The following is a 14,221-nucleotide window of genomic DNA, read 5'->3' as shown; positions in this document are numbered from 1 at the left end:
AGGCCTTGACCGGAGATGGGGCAGCAGATCTGAGCGACAGTGGCGAAACGCAGCGAAAGAGGGGCCCGTCGCATCTGCGAAGAGCTGAGAGGGCCCAGCTTTGGGAATATCCCGTCGAGGGGCCGGTAGCGTCGGGGTCTCGAAGACGCATAGAGCCGTCTCTCCGGTGTGGGAAAATACCGACCCCGTGCAGAAGCGTCGTTCCACTGAGGATGCGGCAGAACACGAGCTGCATCCGTCCCATCGAGTACAATATGGAAAAGGTGTGTATTGGAGGCGCCGCAGCATGACCGACGAAATCGATATCACGAGAGACGAGTCCGAAGACCGCATCACGCTCCTGTCCCTGTCGCCCGCGAAGCTCGAAGCGGACGAGCTTATAGCATATGACCAGGAGTTTTCGTTCGCGTTCGGTAACGACGACATCAAGAACATAGCGATTTCTGGGCCCTACGGGGCGGGAAAGAACACGGTCATGGAATCGTGGGAGAGGCAGCATGGCGCCGATCACAGCTTCCTCCACGTTCAGCTTGCCCATTTCAAGGACGAGACGGGGCATGGGGGCGAACAGGACCTCGAGGTCGAGATCCTGAATCAGCTCATACACAAGACGGACCCCAAGCTCACCCCCAAAAGCAGGTTCAAGCGCACCAGGGACGGAAGCCCCGTGAAGGACGTCCTCCTCGCAACCGCCCTGCTCGCGTTCGCGCTTTTGAGCATCTACCTTGGATGGGGCTTGAGCAGACCCGCATACCCCGGCCCTTTCGTCTTGCCGACCGGACGGGCTGCTTTTGGCATTGCTTGCGGCCTGTGGGTCGCGGAGGCGGTTGCGGGCATGACGTGGCTGATAAGGACGAGCTTTCTTTCCAGGACGCTGAAAAAGCTGAAGCTCTTCAGCGCCGAGCTGGAGGTTGCCGACGACAAGGGCGCCTCCGCTTTCGACAGGTCGATGGACGACCTCCTTTACCTGCTCAACGGGTCGGGCAGCGACGTGGTCGTGTTCGAGGACTTGGACCGATTCGGCCAGGTCGGCATTTTCGAGAAGCTGCACTCTATCAATTCGCTCGCAAACGCATCCAGGCGCCCGGGCGCGAAAGTGCTGAGATTCGTCTACCTGGTTCATGACGGGCTCTTCCGAGATTCGCACGACCGCGCCAAGTTCTTCGACTTCATCATCCCAGTGATTCCCTACGCAGACACTAGCAACGCCTACGATCTGCTCAAATCGGGGTTGAAGGGCGTGGGGGTAGAGCCCGATGACAGGTTCTTGCGGGGACTCTCGGTTTTCGTCGACGACCCGCGCATCCTCAACGCCATCGTCGACGGGACATACCATTACAAGCGGGTCCTCCAACGCAGCCAGGGAGGGTCCCTGGATTCTCGCGACGCGAAGCATCTGGTATCCGCGATCGCGTTCAAGGAGACGTTCCCGAAAGACTTCGAGCGCCTCCAGGTCGGACGCGGCTACATGCACGCCCTCCTCAGCGGCCGCGAGAGGCTTATCGCCGACGAGCTTCGTTCAATCGAGGAGCAGAGAAGCGAGCTCGAGGACGCGCTTGAGAGATCCGAGGATGAGGTTGCGCGGAGCGAGCGGGAATTGGTTCTCTTGTACCAGACTACGCAAATCGCCGAGATGTTCGTAATAAGCGGTTATTACTCACCTCAGATCACTCGGTTCGAGAATCCGGACGACCTGATGGCGGCAATCGACGGCGACCAAGAGAAGAAGGAGAAGTTCGACGACATTAGGGCGGCTCTGGACGGCAATCCGGATTTTCTCAGACGTCTTGATGACGTCAAGGCGAGAAGAGAGGGCGAGCGCAGGCGGATCGAGTCGAGCATCCGAGTCTTGGACAAGCGTCGGGCCGAGCTCCGCCGAGCTCCTCTGAGGGAGCTGTTCGCGAAAGAGGAGTGCTACCTCCTGGAACCCGAGGACCTTCCCCGGCCTGCAGACTACGGTGAGCTCGATTTCGATGATGTCAAGCGGAGCCCGTATTTCGGGCTGATTCCCTTCCTGATCAGCACGGGGGGCATCGACGAATCCTACGAGCGGTATACGAGCAACTTCTACCCCACGAGCCTCACGCGGGAAGATAGGAATTTCGTGACGGCCGTTCTCGGGGGGGGGCGGTCCGACGTCGATCCCGATTACATCCTCGGGGCGCCGAAAGCCGTCGTGCTGTGCATGGACGAGGCCTGCCTGCCGAGGAAGTGTGCCCGAAACCGCTCCCTCCTCAAGGTCCTGATCGAGACGGGGGAGCCGTCTCAGACCGCCGCATTCCTCTCGGGCGTTGAGATGGACTGCGACACCGAGTTCCTCTTAGGGTACATGGCCTCGGACCAGTGCACCCCCAAGGCGTTTCCCGCCATGCGTGAAGGGGCGATGAGGACGATCGAAGCCATGCTGGAATCACGCGATCCCGCCGATGCGTATGCCAAGCGGATCATGATGCACAGGCTCCTAGCTGAAGGCGGAAGCCTGCGCGACGACCCAAGGGTGGTGGCGCTCATCAAATTGGCAGCCGAATCCGATCCGGAATTCCTAACTGCAGGGAAGAGCCGAGCCGGTCAAGTTGCGGATGGGCTCGAGGCGATAGGCTACTCGGCCGAGGAGATTGTATTCGACGGTTCGGACGCCAACCTCGTAGAAGAGGTCTATGCCAGGAGGCTGTTTGTTCCCAACGCCGCCCTCGTCGCGGGTTTCCTCGGGCATTTCGGGGCCAGCGACGAAGCGACTGGTTTTGACCGCCTTGTCGACAGCGTCAACAGCTCGGGTGCCGTACCGGACCCTGAGCCCTTCAAGGAGTTCGTGCGCGACGGCATGGAGTGTTTCATCTCCTCGCTCGTCGCGGGTTTCGATGGGGAGATCGACGCTAGCGAGGAGGCCGTCTGCTGGGTCATGAACGCCGACGGGCTGTCGAACGAGTCCGCGTCGTCCTTCGCCGCCCGCCTGTCGGGAAGGCCCGTTTCCGACGCTTCCCTCGTCGTTTCGGTCGACAAGCGCTCGGCGCTGTTCGCCCACGACCGGGTGGTCGCAAGTTCCGACAACATATTCGGATACTACATCGCGTGCGGGTCCGAGGTGAGCGAAGTGCTGGTCGGCTTCCTCGAGCGGAACGATCCACCTGCGGACCTCGGCTTGCGCAAGAGCAAGGAGGTGCTCGGCGCGGAGGGCGACTTCTTGGAAGACCTGATGAAAAGCGATATGGCAGCTGCCCCGTTCGAGAAGATCGCCAACGGATACGGGGCGGTTTATCCGGATTTCAACATTACGGATATAGGGGTCGACAAAGTCGGCGCTCTGATAACGATCGGAGCCATTCCCCTCACAGCCCCCAACCTCCAGTTCATCAGAGAGGAACATGGGACGTTGGCAGTGCGGCTCGCCTCCTCCGACGCCGACGCGTACGTTGATCTGGTCATCGGCGACGAAGGGGGCGCCGCCCTGCCTTTCAAAGAGGCCGAAGCGCTTGAGATCTTCGAATCGCCCGGCTTCCCCGAATCCTCGAAGGTGCGGCTGCTCGGCGGGTTCAGCTCGCCGGTGAAGCTCGTTGACGGTTACCCTCCGAGCTTGTTGGCGGCCATCATTCGTGGGACGAATTTCTCACCAGATGACCTCTCTGCCCTGCCCGGCTTATTCGAGTCGGGCGAGCCGGACTTGCGCCATGCGGTACTGGCACGTGCCTCCTCGTCATATAGAGAGATGATGTCTGCGAGGGTGAATATTCCCTGGACTATGGTTGCAGACATGACGAAGGCGGTCGCCGTCGAACATGGCCGGGAAGCGGCTCTCGCCTTGATATCATGGCAGCTGGAAATGAGCACGCTTACGGAGAAACGGGCGGTCCGTCGAGATCTCGGGAAGTGCTTCTCATCAGCTGGCCAGGACGAGTACGTCAAGCTGCTCGAAGGCTCTCAGGTGCAGATACCCGACACGCAGGCTGATCGCACAATGGTGGATTCGCTCGAGAGATTCGGGCTATGCACGATGAGAAAGCAGAAGCTCAGCAACTCCGGCAAGATGATCGTGTATCCCAAAGGCTACACTGGGCATCCTGGCAGGAAGCGCGGCTGATGCATTATCGTTCTTGCTCTGGTAGGAACGTGACGGCGCGCTTACAAAGCGCAGGCGCGCCGTCGTTCAGTAGGCTTGAAGTGATTGGAACCTGTTGAACGGAGTTCGATTTCTGTGCGACTTTATCTTCCCTGGTGCAAGTTCCAGGATGTCCGGCTTGGCAGCAGCGAGCTTCGGCAATGGATGGCCGGCAGGTACCCGGCGGACCTCGCTTGGGCAGCGGTCACCAGACCGAAGTTGTCAGCGGAGATCCCGTATATCTCATCGAAGTGTTTCATGGCGCAGTTTTAATATTCTCATTAAAGAATTGATACTCCTATCCCAGGTATTGCACGAATTTGCGGTTCTACAGGCCCAGCAAGTCGAGCACGCTCACGTCCGGGCGCACAGCCGAGATGGCGGCTTTAAGCGACGAGCCGTCGGCCATCCGCTGCGCGATTGCCGCCCTGTCCGCATCGTCGAGCGTCGGCCTCTGAGGCTGATCGGGTTTCCCCGCAGCCTCCCCGAGGATGCCCCCGATCGTGTTCGCGGCGATGCGGTCGTTTTGGGCGATGAAGTGCGCGTAGATGTCCATGGTCAGGCTCGCAGACGAGTGCCCCAAACGCTGTTGGGCCGTTTTGATGTCGGCACCCGAGCCGATGAGCAGCGTCGCCTGAGTGTGCCTGAGCTCGTGCAGGTTGTAGCCGACGTACGCCCCCTTGCGCCAGCGCTTGCGGCCCTGAGAGTCCGTGTACTGGACTGAAGGGCCGAACTCGCCGAGACCGTGCTCAGCGAAGTACTGACGGCGCCAGCGGTTGAACGTGTTGGGATCCATGAACTGGAAGACTGAGTTCGTGCAGACCGGGGTCTCGCCCGACTGGTCAAGCCCCTGCACCTCCATGTCGCGCGCCTGCCTCGCCTTCCACTCGGCGAGGAACGTCACCGTGCCGTTGTCGATGCCGAGCCAACGGTGGGACTTCTCGCTCTTGGGATCGCGGATGGTGTGGTCGGCGGCGTACTGCTGGCCCACGTAGACGCGCCTGCGGTCGAAGTCGACGTTGCGCCACACGAGGCCGATGATCTCGCCGCGGCGCATGCCCGTGGCGAGCGCTATCCAGACGGCCACGGTGTTGCCGGTCTGCTTCTCTGTGCGCAGCGCCATCGCGAGTTCGAGCGCCTGTTCGTCCGAGAGCGCCTTGCGCTCCTTGGGCTTGGGCCTCGGAGCCTTCACGAGGTTGCACGGGTTCGCCTCGACGAGCTCGTTGGCGACCGCGTGGTCCATCACGAGCGAGAGCGTGCCGTTGATCTTGTGGATGGCGTTGCGCGACGCCTCCCTGTTGGCGAGCAGCCGGTCGTATGCGGCGGAGATCTTCTTCGCGGTCAGGTTCTCGAGCAGCGTGCCGCCCCAAAGAGCCTCGATCTTGCGCACCTGCAAATCGTCGTCCTTGAGGGTGAGCGGGGAGTAGCCGCCCGAGTCCACCCTGCGTTCGTGCCAGAGACGGGCGTAAGCGCCCACCGTGTACTCCTCGAAGTTTCCGACTTCGCTTTCCAGCTCGTGCCTGTAGGTCTCGAGCTCACGGCGCGCGTCGGCCTTGGTGCCGTAGACGGTCTTCTTCGGCGACCTGATGTATCTGCCCGTCTTGGGGTCCCTGCCGAGGTGGTGGCGTATCCGGTAGATCTTGCCCTTGACGACCTCTTCGATCTCGCCGGAACCGGTGATCTTCATAGCTATTCTCCTTTGCATCCTTCGGTCCGGCGCCGGCCATGTGGAAGTTGCCGGACCACCCTACCGTTTCCGCGGGAAAGCTGGGGTGATGTTGGAAGCAGCTCGCCGCGGCACCATCCCGGAGTGTTTGTGGAAGCAGTCACCGGAACGGCCGTTTCCGAGCGTATCACACAAACACTGCGCGGGGGAATAGGAGACCTCGATTTTCTGAAATCGGGGGGAATCCGGGGGGAATGCTAGAGAGCAAGAGGAAACACGAGAATTGCGAGCTGATACAAAAATAACGGTTTAGCAGGGAATTTAGTTTTTTCAACGGGAGAAGCGGAGCATCCCGACAGCAAGGACACAAACTCATAACCCGGAGGTCGTTGGTTCAAATCCAGCCCCCGCGACCAAAATTACAGCCCTGACCTGTGCAAACAGGTCAGGGTTTTTCATTTGTGGGGGAATTTTCCGACCGACATAGTTTACCCCGCAGCACGCACGCCTTGCGGGCGACCAGGAGGGCCTGTGCTACAATCCGGACCATGGAGACGGCCGCCGCATACCGCAACCCCTACGAGGGCGGGAACCCCTCCGACGTCGGCGGGACGCTCAGGCGCGCGGGTTTCAAGCAGGCCAACGCACCGCTGACCCACATGAGCATGAACTACGTCGAAGGCCCCGACAACGGTCTTCCGCTGGTGCTTATCCCCGCCCAGATGGGCATATGGCAGACCTACGAGAAGGTGCTCGTTCCGCTTGCCCGTTCGTTCCACGTGTTCGCGATAGAAATTCGCGGCCACGGGCGGAGTAGCTGGACGTCGGGTGACTACACCTGGAGCTCGATGGGCGGCGACGTGGCGGAGTTCGTCGAGAGGGTCGTGGGCGAGCCGGCGATAATCTCCGGCAATTCGTCGGGCGGCATCATAGGCCTGTGGTGCGCCAGTCACGCTGCCCGTTGGGTGAGGGCGCTGGTGCTGGAGGATGCCCCGGTGTTCTGCGTCGAGATGCCGCGCTTCAAGGAGCGGGACAGGTTCACCTACGAGGGACTCAGACACCTCGTGAACGCGATCGGCGACATCGGTGACCGGGATTTGGCCGACTATTTCAGGGGCCAGGTTATGCCGGTGTCCGAGACGCGCACCAAGGAGATGCCGGAGTGGTTCGTGTCGTTCATCTCGAGGAAGCTCAAGCAGACCGCGGCCCGACAGCCAGGCAGCCCCGTGGCGCTCGACCAGTGGTACCTTCCGGCGATCCTGAAGCGGCAGTTCCAGTCGCTCAAGACCTTCGACCCCGACTTCGCGCGTGCCTTCGTCGACGGGCGCGTCTACGAGGACTTCAGCCATGAGGCCGCGCTGCGGCAGGTGGGCGTCCCCCTGCTGGTGATGCATGCGAACTGGCACCGATACGAGAGGTACGGCCTGGTGGGCGCCATGGATGACGACGATGCCCGCCGCATCGCGGAGCTGGTGCCGCACGCGGACTACGTCAGGATACCTGCCAACCACGTCATCCATGCGTTCAAGCCGCGAGCGTTCGTGCGGGCGCTCGAGGACTTCGCCGATGCACACGGCCTCCGCTGAGCCCATCGCCAGGCGGCGGCCCGCTCAAACGCCAGTCTGCCGGCGGGCGGCGTTACGCCACTGCCATGCCGATGACCTGCGCGCGCTGTAGGCGCTTTTCGAGTGTCCTGCGGTTCACGCGGATCGTCTTGGTGCTCAGCTTCATGGCCGATATCTCGCCCTGGTGGATGAGCTGGTAGATCGAGGTGTTGGAGATCTGCAGGGCAAGCTGCACCGCGCGCACATCGAACCTGTGGTCCGTGGGTTCGAGCTCCTCCCTTCTTTCCGTCTCAGCCTCATCTACCCGAACCTGAGGTTCGGCCTCAACGGACTATACGGACTGTGCGCCATCAGGAAATGACAGTTTTACTCGAACCTGCTTGTACCTGCGAGGAGGGTGCCACCGCAACGGACCATGCGACTTCAACTGCCGTATGGACGTTCCCGGCGGGGGATGTTCTGCTGAGAGCGTCGCAATATCCTGTTTGTCGTGATATTCGCGACATATCGAGACTCCGCCGCAGCGCTCTCCACGCTTTCTACCAGGGCGGGTGGCGGAGGGCCACGCGCAGCCCGCAGCCGGTCTTCCTCGGCGGGAAGAGTGGTGAGGGCCTCCGCACTTCCAGCAACACTCCGTCCTCCTCAGGTTCTAAGGCCGTGGCAGAGGGCCCTAGCCAACGTCGAGCGATTGCGCGAATCGAGAGAAGGGTCGATACCGTCGCGTAGCCACCACGCCTGGCAGAACCATGATACGCACGGCATTTCACATCGAATAATTGTGCAATATATTGCATTTTGTTAAACTGTGCAATATATTGCATTTAACGAGAGGGGAAGGGTCCGTGAAGGTGACGACGACAGAGCAGCTGGGCTCCATCGTGAGGAACGCGCGGGCCGAGCTCGGTCTCACGCAGAGTCAACTCGCAGCGGAGGCAGGAGTCTCGCGCAGGCTCATCGCAGCCGTGGAGGACGGTTCGGCAGCCAATGTCGGGTTCGGGCGCGTGCTCGCCATATGCTCCGCACTCGGGATATCCATGTGCCTGGGAGAAGACCTGCCATCTAGGCCCCTTCCGCCCGCCGAGGAGAGGCTCTCGGAGAAGGCCCTCTTGGCAGGGAGCGCCGCGCTGGAAATCTTGGGAGGCGGCAGCCGATGAGGGAGAGAACGCTGCACCTGCTCGTGGGAGGGGACATCGCCGGCGAGATCCGACGCGATTCGCAGGGCAAGCTGTCCTTCCGATACTCCTCGCGCTACGCGGGCCCTTCGGTATCGCTTTCAATGCCGAAGGGCTCAAGGGAATACGGCGATGCAACGATCCGCCCGTGGCTCCTGGGCCTACTGCCCGACGACAGGGAGGTGCGCCGCAGAATCGGCCGCGAGGCCGGTATATCGCCAGATGACACCTTCGGACTGCTCGAGGAGGTCGGCCTCGACTGCCCGGGCGCCGTGCAGGTCTGCAACGACGACACCCTGGAGGACGCGCTCTCCCGGAAAGGCGAGTTGAAGCCCATCTCGGACGGGGAGATACGCGACAGGATCGCCGAGGCTGAATCGCCCTCCCCCCAATGGACCGCGCCCGACGAGAGCTGGTCGCTCGGCGGCAACCAGGGAAAGGTCGCCCTTCGCAAGCAGTCCGGCGAATGGTTCCGCTGCACCGGCTCCGCCGCCACCACACACATCGTCAAACCAGGCATCGCGGGCATGGTCCTTGAGGCGCTCGACGAGTACCTCTGCCTGAGGCTCGCCCGCGCGTGCGGCATCCCGGCCGCGCAAGTCGAGTACCGGGAGTTCGGAGGGAAGGGGGCGATCGTCGTCGAGCGCTTCGACAGGGCGCAGGGAGGGGACGGCGAGGTCGACCGGATCCATCAGGAGGATTTCTGCCAGGCGCTCTCCGTCCCGCCCGACAGGAAGTACAGCTCGGACGGCGGCCCCATCGCCCGCGACTGCGTCGCGCTGCTCAGGCGCGCAGGCAACGCGGAGTCCAACGTCGCGCTCTTCGTGGAGATGCTACTGTTCAACTACGTGGTCGGGGCTACCGATGCCCACGCCAAGAATTACTCGGTCCTGCACCTTGCGAACGATGAGACCGTGCTCGCCCCCATGTACGACGTCGCCTCTGCGCTCCCCTATATTCCCCGGCTCGGGAACCCGTGGCGCAGCGCCATGAGCATCGGAGGGGAGAACCGCATTGGCCGCCTGCACAGGAGCCACCTGGTGAAGTTCGCGGAAAGCGTCTCGCTTCCGGCAGAAGGGTGCTGCAGGCTCGCCGGCGAGGTGGCGCAACGCGTCCTCGACACGGAAGGGTCGGTGTTCAACGAGGAGGCAGGCGTGCCCGGCATGGCAGAGCTCCGAGAGCGTCTGGAGAAGCCGCTGCGGAACAACTGCGAGAGGCTCTTGGCGTCTTTGGGAGACTGACGCTCGAAGACCCACTTACACCAGGGCCGTCTCGTTGGCGAAGCGCTCGCCCGCATCTTTCGGACAGACTACGGCTTGACCGAGAGGGGAGCGTAAATCGCTGTGCTGATAGCTCGCGGCCGTAGCAAGAAAACCATCGCCGAGCGCTTATTCATGACCGACAACACGGTGCGCACGCACTCGAAAAGCGCATAGAGGCCCACGAAGCCCCGAAGCAGAAGGTCTTCTTCGACGGGTAGACCTGGGCCGCCTTCGAGCTGCTGGTCTCGTTGGTCAAGCGCGCCGAGCGCGAGATCGTCCTCATCGACGGCTACGTCGACACGGGCACGCTCAACATCCTGGCGAAGAAGCGCATAGGCGTCGCGGCCACCATCTGGACGCACCCGAGCACGCGACTCACCGAGCAGGATGTGGCCGCCTTCAACGCGCAGTACCCGCGGCTGGAGGTAGAGCGCACGATCGCCTTCCACGACCGGTTCCTGATCCTCGACGGCGGAAGGGCGATCGCCGAATTGACGGCTACTTCGATTTCGTCATACCGCCACTCGAGGGCTTCTGGTGGCAGGACGGCGTGGTGGGCGTGGATTACGCGCGCAAGGAGGACTTCAGGTTCATCTCCGCGATTCGCCTGCCCGGCTTCGTGTCGGTGGAAGATTTCGACTGGGCCGTCTCAGAAGCGGCGCGGAAGAAGGGGATGGACTTTTCCAGGGTGGAGTTCCTGTCTATTGACGAGGGGCTATGCGTCCAGTGCATGCGCATCGGCCCCTACGACGACGTCCACAGCATCGGCCGCGTGCTGCACCTCGGCGTCGCGGCCTTGACGGATCAGACGTCCAGGACTTCGAGGGGAGGAATGGCGAGAGCCGACTCGACGCGTTCGGCCAGGGCGCCGTCGGCTTGGCGCAGGTGTTCGACGTCGGGGTACACGACCATCGTCTTGTCACCCGCGACCCAGAAGTCGCGGTCCCACGTCTCAGGGTGGGACCAGAGGTCCTCCTGGCCTGCGGTCCAGTCGGGCAGCTTCCGCTGGGTCTTGGTGGCGACGGCCAGCTGGCCCTTGGCGGTCTGGTAGACGGTGTCGATGCGGGTCCCCTCGGAGGCCGGTCGCCTGACGTGGATTAGGCGCCGCCCCATGAAGGCGACCCGGTGGTCCACGCCGTCGGTGCGCAGCGCGAGCTCGACCTCCTCGTAGCCCTCGCCCGCCTGCCGATGCTTCTTCACGTAGTCGCGGAGCGCCTCCGCGACGGCCGCCGACAGCCCGCCGGCGATCTCGCTGGCTTCGGTGAACAGGCTCAGGTCATCTTCCGCGACATACACGTTTCTGCTGGGCATGGTCATAGCTCCTTTCTACTATACATAGTCATAACTATGCACATATTTGTGGCGCTTGTCAACCCCGGCCCACGGGTTGCTGGCTGCCCCGGCGGGCTACCGCTGTCGCGGGTGTTCTGGAGGCTCCGACACTGCCCCTTCCCGTCCGCTCTCACAGTGGATTGGCGACACCGACGACCGGGATCTGGCCGACTACTTCAGGGATCAGGCCACGCCGATGTCCGAGATGAGCACAAAGAGGACGTCAGAATGGTTCGTACCGTTCGTCGGCGTTCCCACCGTGCATGCGAGCAAGCTGCACGGCGTGGCCGAGCTGAAGTACTCGTACCCCGGCAACGCGGCGAGCGTGATGGTGGCGCGCCTGGTTGCGCTCGCGCTGGTCTCCGGCATGGCCCTCATGAGCATCGCGACCATGGGCATCCGCGACGCCTATGCGCTTCTCCGCCTGTCGCCATCTTCTGCTGGACGGGTTTTCCGTGGGGGAATCGAGTGGTTTTTCACATTTTCGAGGCCGTTTCGACGCGACGCGGGTTATGAGCGAGTCAGAGGCCGTTTCACCTCAAATCTTGCCAATCCACAGCATAGCCGATATGCGTCTGACCTGTTGTTTTTCTAATCTCCCGCTTCTTCAAAATCTCTAACTTCCATGTCTCCATCTTCGGTCTGGTGGTCATTTGGTGGTCACTTTGGTGGTCAAAATGGTGGTCACCTTGGACATCTACGCCGACGTTGACCCCGACGCAAAGCGCGCCGCCGTGGACAAAGTGGCGGACTCCTTCGACGTAGACCTCGACTCGCTCTACGACTTCTCGAGCCCAGGCGCAGCGCCGAGCACAAGTGCTGGCGCGCTCACGTTCTCGGTGGATCAGCTCAAGGCGATGCTCAAGCCCATATCCAGCCACACGTTCTGCAGGGGCGTCTTTCGCTACCTTACCAAGGACGGGCGCGCGCTCGCCGCCGACTACCTGAACCTCGACGTTCCCGAGCGCGAGGGCGGCATGCTACTCCTCTCCATGCGCTGGTACCCCGTGCCGGGGCAGGACGCGCCCGCCGAGCCGGAGAACCTCCCTATAGCTCGCAGGTGCGACGGGCTCTGCGTCGTCGTTGCGGACAGCGTGGTGGTCAAACAAAAGCCCTGGCCTGCGAAAACTGGTCGGGATTGCAGCTTGGTCGCTTTGCGAGACTATTGCATCGTCGCCTCGCTCTTCAGGTTTTGCTTACGGCCTGGTTGGGTCTCTTCGTTCCAATGCCGTGCGACTCCGTGAGGTCGCTGTCAAGCATGACCCGCCTGTCCCCTTGAACCTTCAGCAGCGCAAAACCGGCATTCCAGGCTATGCAATACCCTGGAATGCTGGCGAGGCGAGCTTTCTATTCGGTTAGTCGGAATCAGGCCGGATCACGCATCAGGCCTCCGCAAGCGCCGATTGCGCGGCGATGCGTCCCGTGACGGTGCCCATGCAAAGCGACGCCCCGCTTACCGCATAGCGCAGGTAAAACAGCTCGGCATTCGCGATCGTCCCCGCGGCGTAGAGGCCGGCGATAGGCTGGCGCTGCCCGTTCAGAACCTCGGCCTTCGTGCTGATGGCAAGCTGGCCGAAGGAGTCGTTTGTGTTCGGCGTGATCTGCACGGCGAAGAAGGGCGCCTGTTCGACGCGCTGCAGATCCTCCGGCTTCTTATGGAATGCGGTATCTTCCCCGGCATCGCAGAGCGCATTGTAGGCCTCCACGGTCTTGGCGAGGGGATAGCTCGGCAAGCCGGCCGCAACCGCCAGCTCCTCGATCGTGTCGGCTGTGTCGACGACGCCCTTCTCGACGCCCTGCTTGAGAAGCTCGAGCCGCGTTTCGGGCTGATTCGAGTCGCAGATGATGGCGAACTGCTTTCGTCCGCTTTCGACGAAGGGGATGAAGTAGTCGAACTGGCTGGTCATCGATTCATTGGCGCATCGATACGCCAGATCCGTCACGAAGATTCCCGTATTGATCATGCGCAGCTTCGAGACTTCGTCATTCAGGGCGAGCGGCTTCTTCCCGACGAGATGGATCTGCGAGAGACCGCCCTTCAACAGGATGAGGGCGTCGGCTTCCTTCGCGAGCTCTATTCCATCTCCGGTGTTGCCGGGGCTGGAGAAGGTGTGCCAGCCGACGGCTCCGGGAGCGTAGAGCTCCTTCGACCAGTCCTGTCCGTCGAATCCGCCGGAAGCGATCACCACGGATCGCGCCGAGATGTCGTATTCGGTGGTGCCTTGACGTGCGATGACGCCGGTTACGCGTCCTGCGTCCGTCTTCAGCCCGATGGCCCGGGTCTCCATCATGAGCTCGGTGCCGTTCTTCTCCGCTTCGGACACGAGCACATCGACGATGCCTTTGCCGCCGGTCTTCGACAGCATGGATCGGTCCGATACGTTGTCGCCGGGCTTTTTATCGAATTCGCAGCCCATATCGACGAGCCAGTCCAGGGCGGCACCGCCGTTTTCGGCTACCAGCCGGCAGATATCCATATTGGCATCGCCGTCGGATTGCGCGAAGAAGAACTGGGCGATATCCTCGGGCGTGCCGTAATCGGTGTAGCCGAGCTCGTCCTGCGTCTTGGACTCGCAGCAGTAGAAGTTGCCGCTGCAGATAGACGAGTCGCCGCCGGTGATGGCGGTCTTTTCCAGCACGACAACCGTCGCGCCCGCGCGCGATGCTTCCACGGCTGCGCTCATGCCTGCTATGCCGCTGCCGATGACGACGAGGTCGGCGGATTTTGTCTCGGTGTTCTTCGCAGGCGTTTCGGCAACCGCTTGAACGGTGTCGGGGGCGTCGCCCTTCGCTGTTGGCGAGGAATCATCGCCCTGCAAGCCGTCGCTTGGCGCGGCGCTTTCCGATTTCGGCGCACAGCCTGCGAGCCCGTAGCTTGCGACCGCCGCCGTCGCGCCTAGGCCGAGCAGGAACGTGCGACGCGAGAAATCGCGTTGCTGAGTCATCTTCTCGCGTGATTCTTCGAGGTTGGCCGAACGTATGACGTGTTCTTGACGCACGGATTCGGCCGCCTTGATCGTTTGAGTTCCTTCGGGTGCGCGACCTTGCACCCTCTTTCCCATGCTGCGTTTCATGAAGCATCCTCCCTTTCCTCTGCTGACGATTTCCGGATTCCCTTGACCCGGGGTCAT

General features: G+C 62.1%; 11 protein-coding genes. 6 read left to right on the top strand and 5 right to left on the bottom strand.

Translation table 11 applies throughout. The annotated features are described in order from the left end of the window. The first annotated feature begins 286 nt into the window (after nt 1-286). A complete protein-coding gene (locus HMPREF0762_RS04595; RefSeq protein ID WP_006362314.1) occupies nt 287-4,075 on the top strand; it encodes a YobI family P-loop NTPase in 3,789 nt (1,262 codons plus the stop codon). Between the two features lie 346 nt (nt 4,076-4,421). Here the strand turns inward: HMPREF0762_RS04595 and HMPREF0762_RS04590 are convergent, their stop codons facing one another. Continuing rightward, entirely contained in the window at nt 4,422-5,780 is a 1,359-nt protein-coding gene (locus HMPREF0762_RS04590) for a tyrosine-type recombinase/integrase (protein ID WP_006362312.1), read from the bottom strand. A 638-nt stretch (nt 5,781-6,418) separates the two neighbouring features. On the opposite strand from HMPREF0762_RS04590, the gene HMPREF0762_RS04585 reads away from it, so the two are divergent. Further along, on the top strand, nt 6,419-7,345 hold the full coding sequence (locus tag HMPREF0762_RS04585) for an alpha/beta fold hydrolase (RefSeq protein ID WP_245935499.1): 927 nt from the start codon (nt 6,419-6,421) through the stop codon (nt 7,343-7,345). Nucleotides 7,346-7,397: 52 nt separating this feature from the next. Here the strand turns inward: HMPREF0762_RS04585 and HMPREF0762_RS09215 are convergent, their stop codons facing one another. Then, nucleotides 7,398-7,559, bottom strand: coding sequence for a helix-turn-helix domain-containing protein (locus HMPREF0762_RS09215; RefSeq protein WP_248676491.1), 162 nt, complete (start codon nt 7,557-7,559; stop codon nt 7,398-7,400). Nucleotides 7,560-8,172: 613 nt separating this feature from the next. Between HMPREF0762_RS09215 and HMPREF0762_RS04580 the strand changes: the two genes are divergently transcribed. Then, nucleotides 8,173-8,478, top strand: a complete 306-nt coding sequence (locus HMPREF0762_RS04580; protein ID WP_115314216.1) for a helix-turn-helix domain-containing protein — start codon at nt 8,173-8,175, stop codon at nt 8,476-8,478. Beyond that, entirely contained in the window at nt 8,475-9,737 is a 1,263-nt protein-coding gene (locus HMPREF0762_RS04575) for a type II toxin-antitoxin system HipA family toxin (RefSeq protein ID WP_006362308.1), read from the top strand. The genes HMPREF0762_RS04580 and HMPREF0762_RS04575 overlap by 4 nt, the downstream gene beginning before the upstream one ends. Nucleotides 9,738-9,805: 68 nt before the next feature. Here HMPREF0762_RS04575 and HMPREF0762_RS09505 read toward each other — a convergent pair whose 3' ends face one another. Together HMPREF0762_RS09505 and HMPREF0762_RS04565 are read right to left on the bottom strand one after the other, a co-directional pair. Next, nucleotides 9,806-10,207 (bottom strand): hypothetical protein, encoded by a 402-nt coding sequence (locus tag HMPREF0762_RS09505; RefSeq protein WP_006362307.1) that lies wholly within the window; start codon nt 10,205-10,207, stop codon nt 9,806-9,808. Between the two features lie 355 nt (nt 10,208-10,562). Then, complete coding sequence (locus HMPREF0762_RS04565; RefSeq protein WP_174222054.1) at nt 10,563-11,069, bottom strand: EXLDI protein; 507 nt, start codon at nt 11,067-11,069, stop codon at nt 10,563-10,565. Between the two features lie 217 nt (nt 11,070-11,286). On the opposite strand from HMPREF0762_RS04565, the gene HMPREF0762_RS09100 reads away from it, so the two are divergent. Beyond that, nucleotides 11,287-11,685 carry a hypothetical protein gene (locus HMPREF0762_RS09100; RefSeq protein WP_006362304.1) on the top strand — a complete coding sequence of 133 codons (399 nt, stop codon included), beginning with the start codon at nt 11,287-11,289 and terminating at the stop codon, nt 11,683-11,685. A gap of 82 nt (nt 11,686-11,767) precedes the next feature. Continuing rightward, a complete protein-coding gene (locus HMPREF0762_RS04555) occupies nt 11,768-12,334 on the top strand; it encodes a hypothetical protein (RefSeq protein ID WP_040619270.1) in 567 nt (188 codons plus the stop codon). Nucleotides 12,335-12,472: 138 nt separating this feature from the next. On the opposite strand, the gene HMPREF0762_RS04550 is transcribed toward HMPREF0762_RS04555, so the two are convergent. Further along, nucleotides 12,473-14,164 (bottom strand): FAD-dependent oxidoreductase, encoded by a 1,692-nt coding sequence (locus HMPREF0762_RS04550; protein WP_006362302.1) that lies wholly within the window; start codon nt 14,162-14,164, stop codon nt 12,473-12,475. Between the last annotated feature and the right edge of the window lie 57 nt (nt 14,165-14,221).

The organism is Slackia exigua ATCC 700122, from assembly GCF_000162875.1.
In the GTDB taxonomy this organism is placed as follows: Bacteria; Actinomycetota; Coriobacteriia; order Coriobacteriales; family Eggerthellaceae; genus Slackia; species Slackia exigua.
This window is presented reverse-complemented; position numbering and strand designations above follow the sequence as displayed.

Bases quoted from the DNA above. Each gene is read 5' to 3' on its own strand.
- HMPREF0762_RS04595 (WP_006362314.1), top strand. From the start codon at position 287: ATGACCGACGAAATCGATATCACGAGAGACGAGTCCGAAGACCGCATC.
- HMPREF0762_RS04555 (WP_040619270.1), top strand. From the start codon at position 11,768: ATGGTGGTCACCTTGGACATCTACGCCGACGTTGACCCCGACGCAAAG.
- HMPREF0762_RS04575 (WP_006362308.1), top strand. From the start codon at position 8,475: ATGAGGGAGAGAACGCTGCACCTGCTCGTGGGAGGGGACATCGCCGGC.
- HMPREF0762_RS09100 (WP_006362304.1), top strand. From the start codon at position 11,287: ATGTCCGAGATGAGCACAAAGAGGACGTCAGAATGGTTCGTACCGTTC.
- HMPREF0762_RS04585 (WP_245935499.1), top strand. From the start codon at position 6,419: ATGAGCATGAACTACGTCGAAGGCCCCGACAACGGTCTTCCGCTGGTG.
- HMPREF0762_RS04550 (WP_006362302.1), bottom strand. From the start codon at position 14,164: ATGAAACGCAGCATGGGAAAGAGGGTGCAAGGTCGCGCACCCGAAGGA.
- HMPREF0762_RS04565 (WP_174222054.1), bottom strand. From the start codon at position 11,069: ATGCCCAGCAGAAACGTGTATGTCGCGGAAGATGACCTGAGCCTGTTC.
- HMPREF0762_RS04590 (WP_006362312.1), bottom strand. From the start codon at position 5,780: ATGAAGATCACCGGTTCCGGCGAGATCGAAGAGGTCGTCAAGGGCAAG.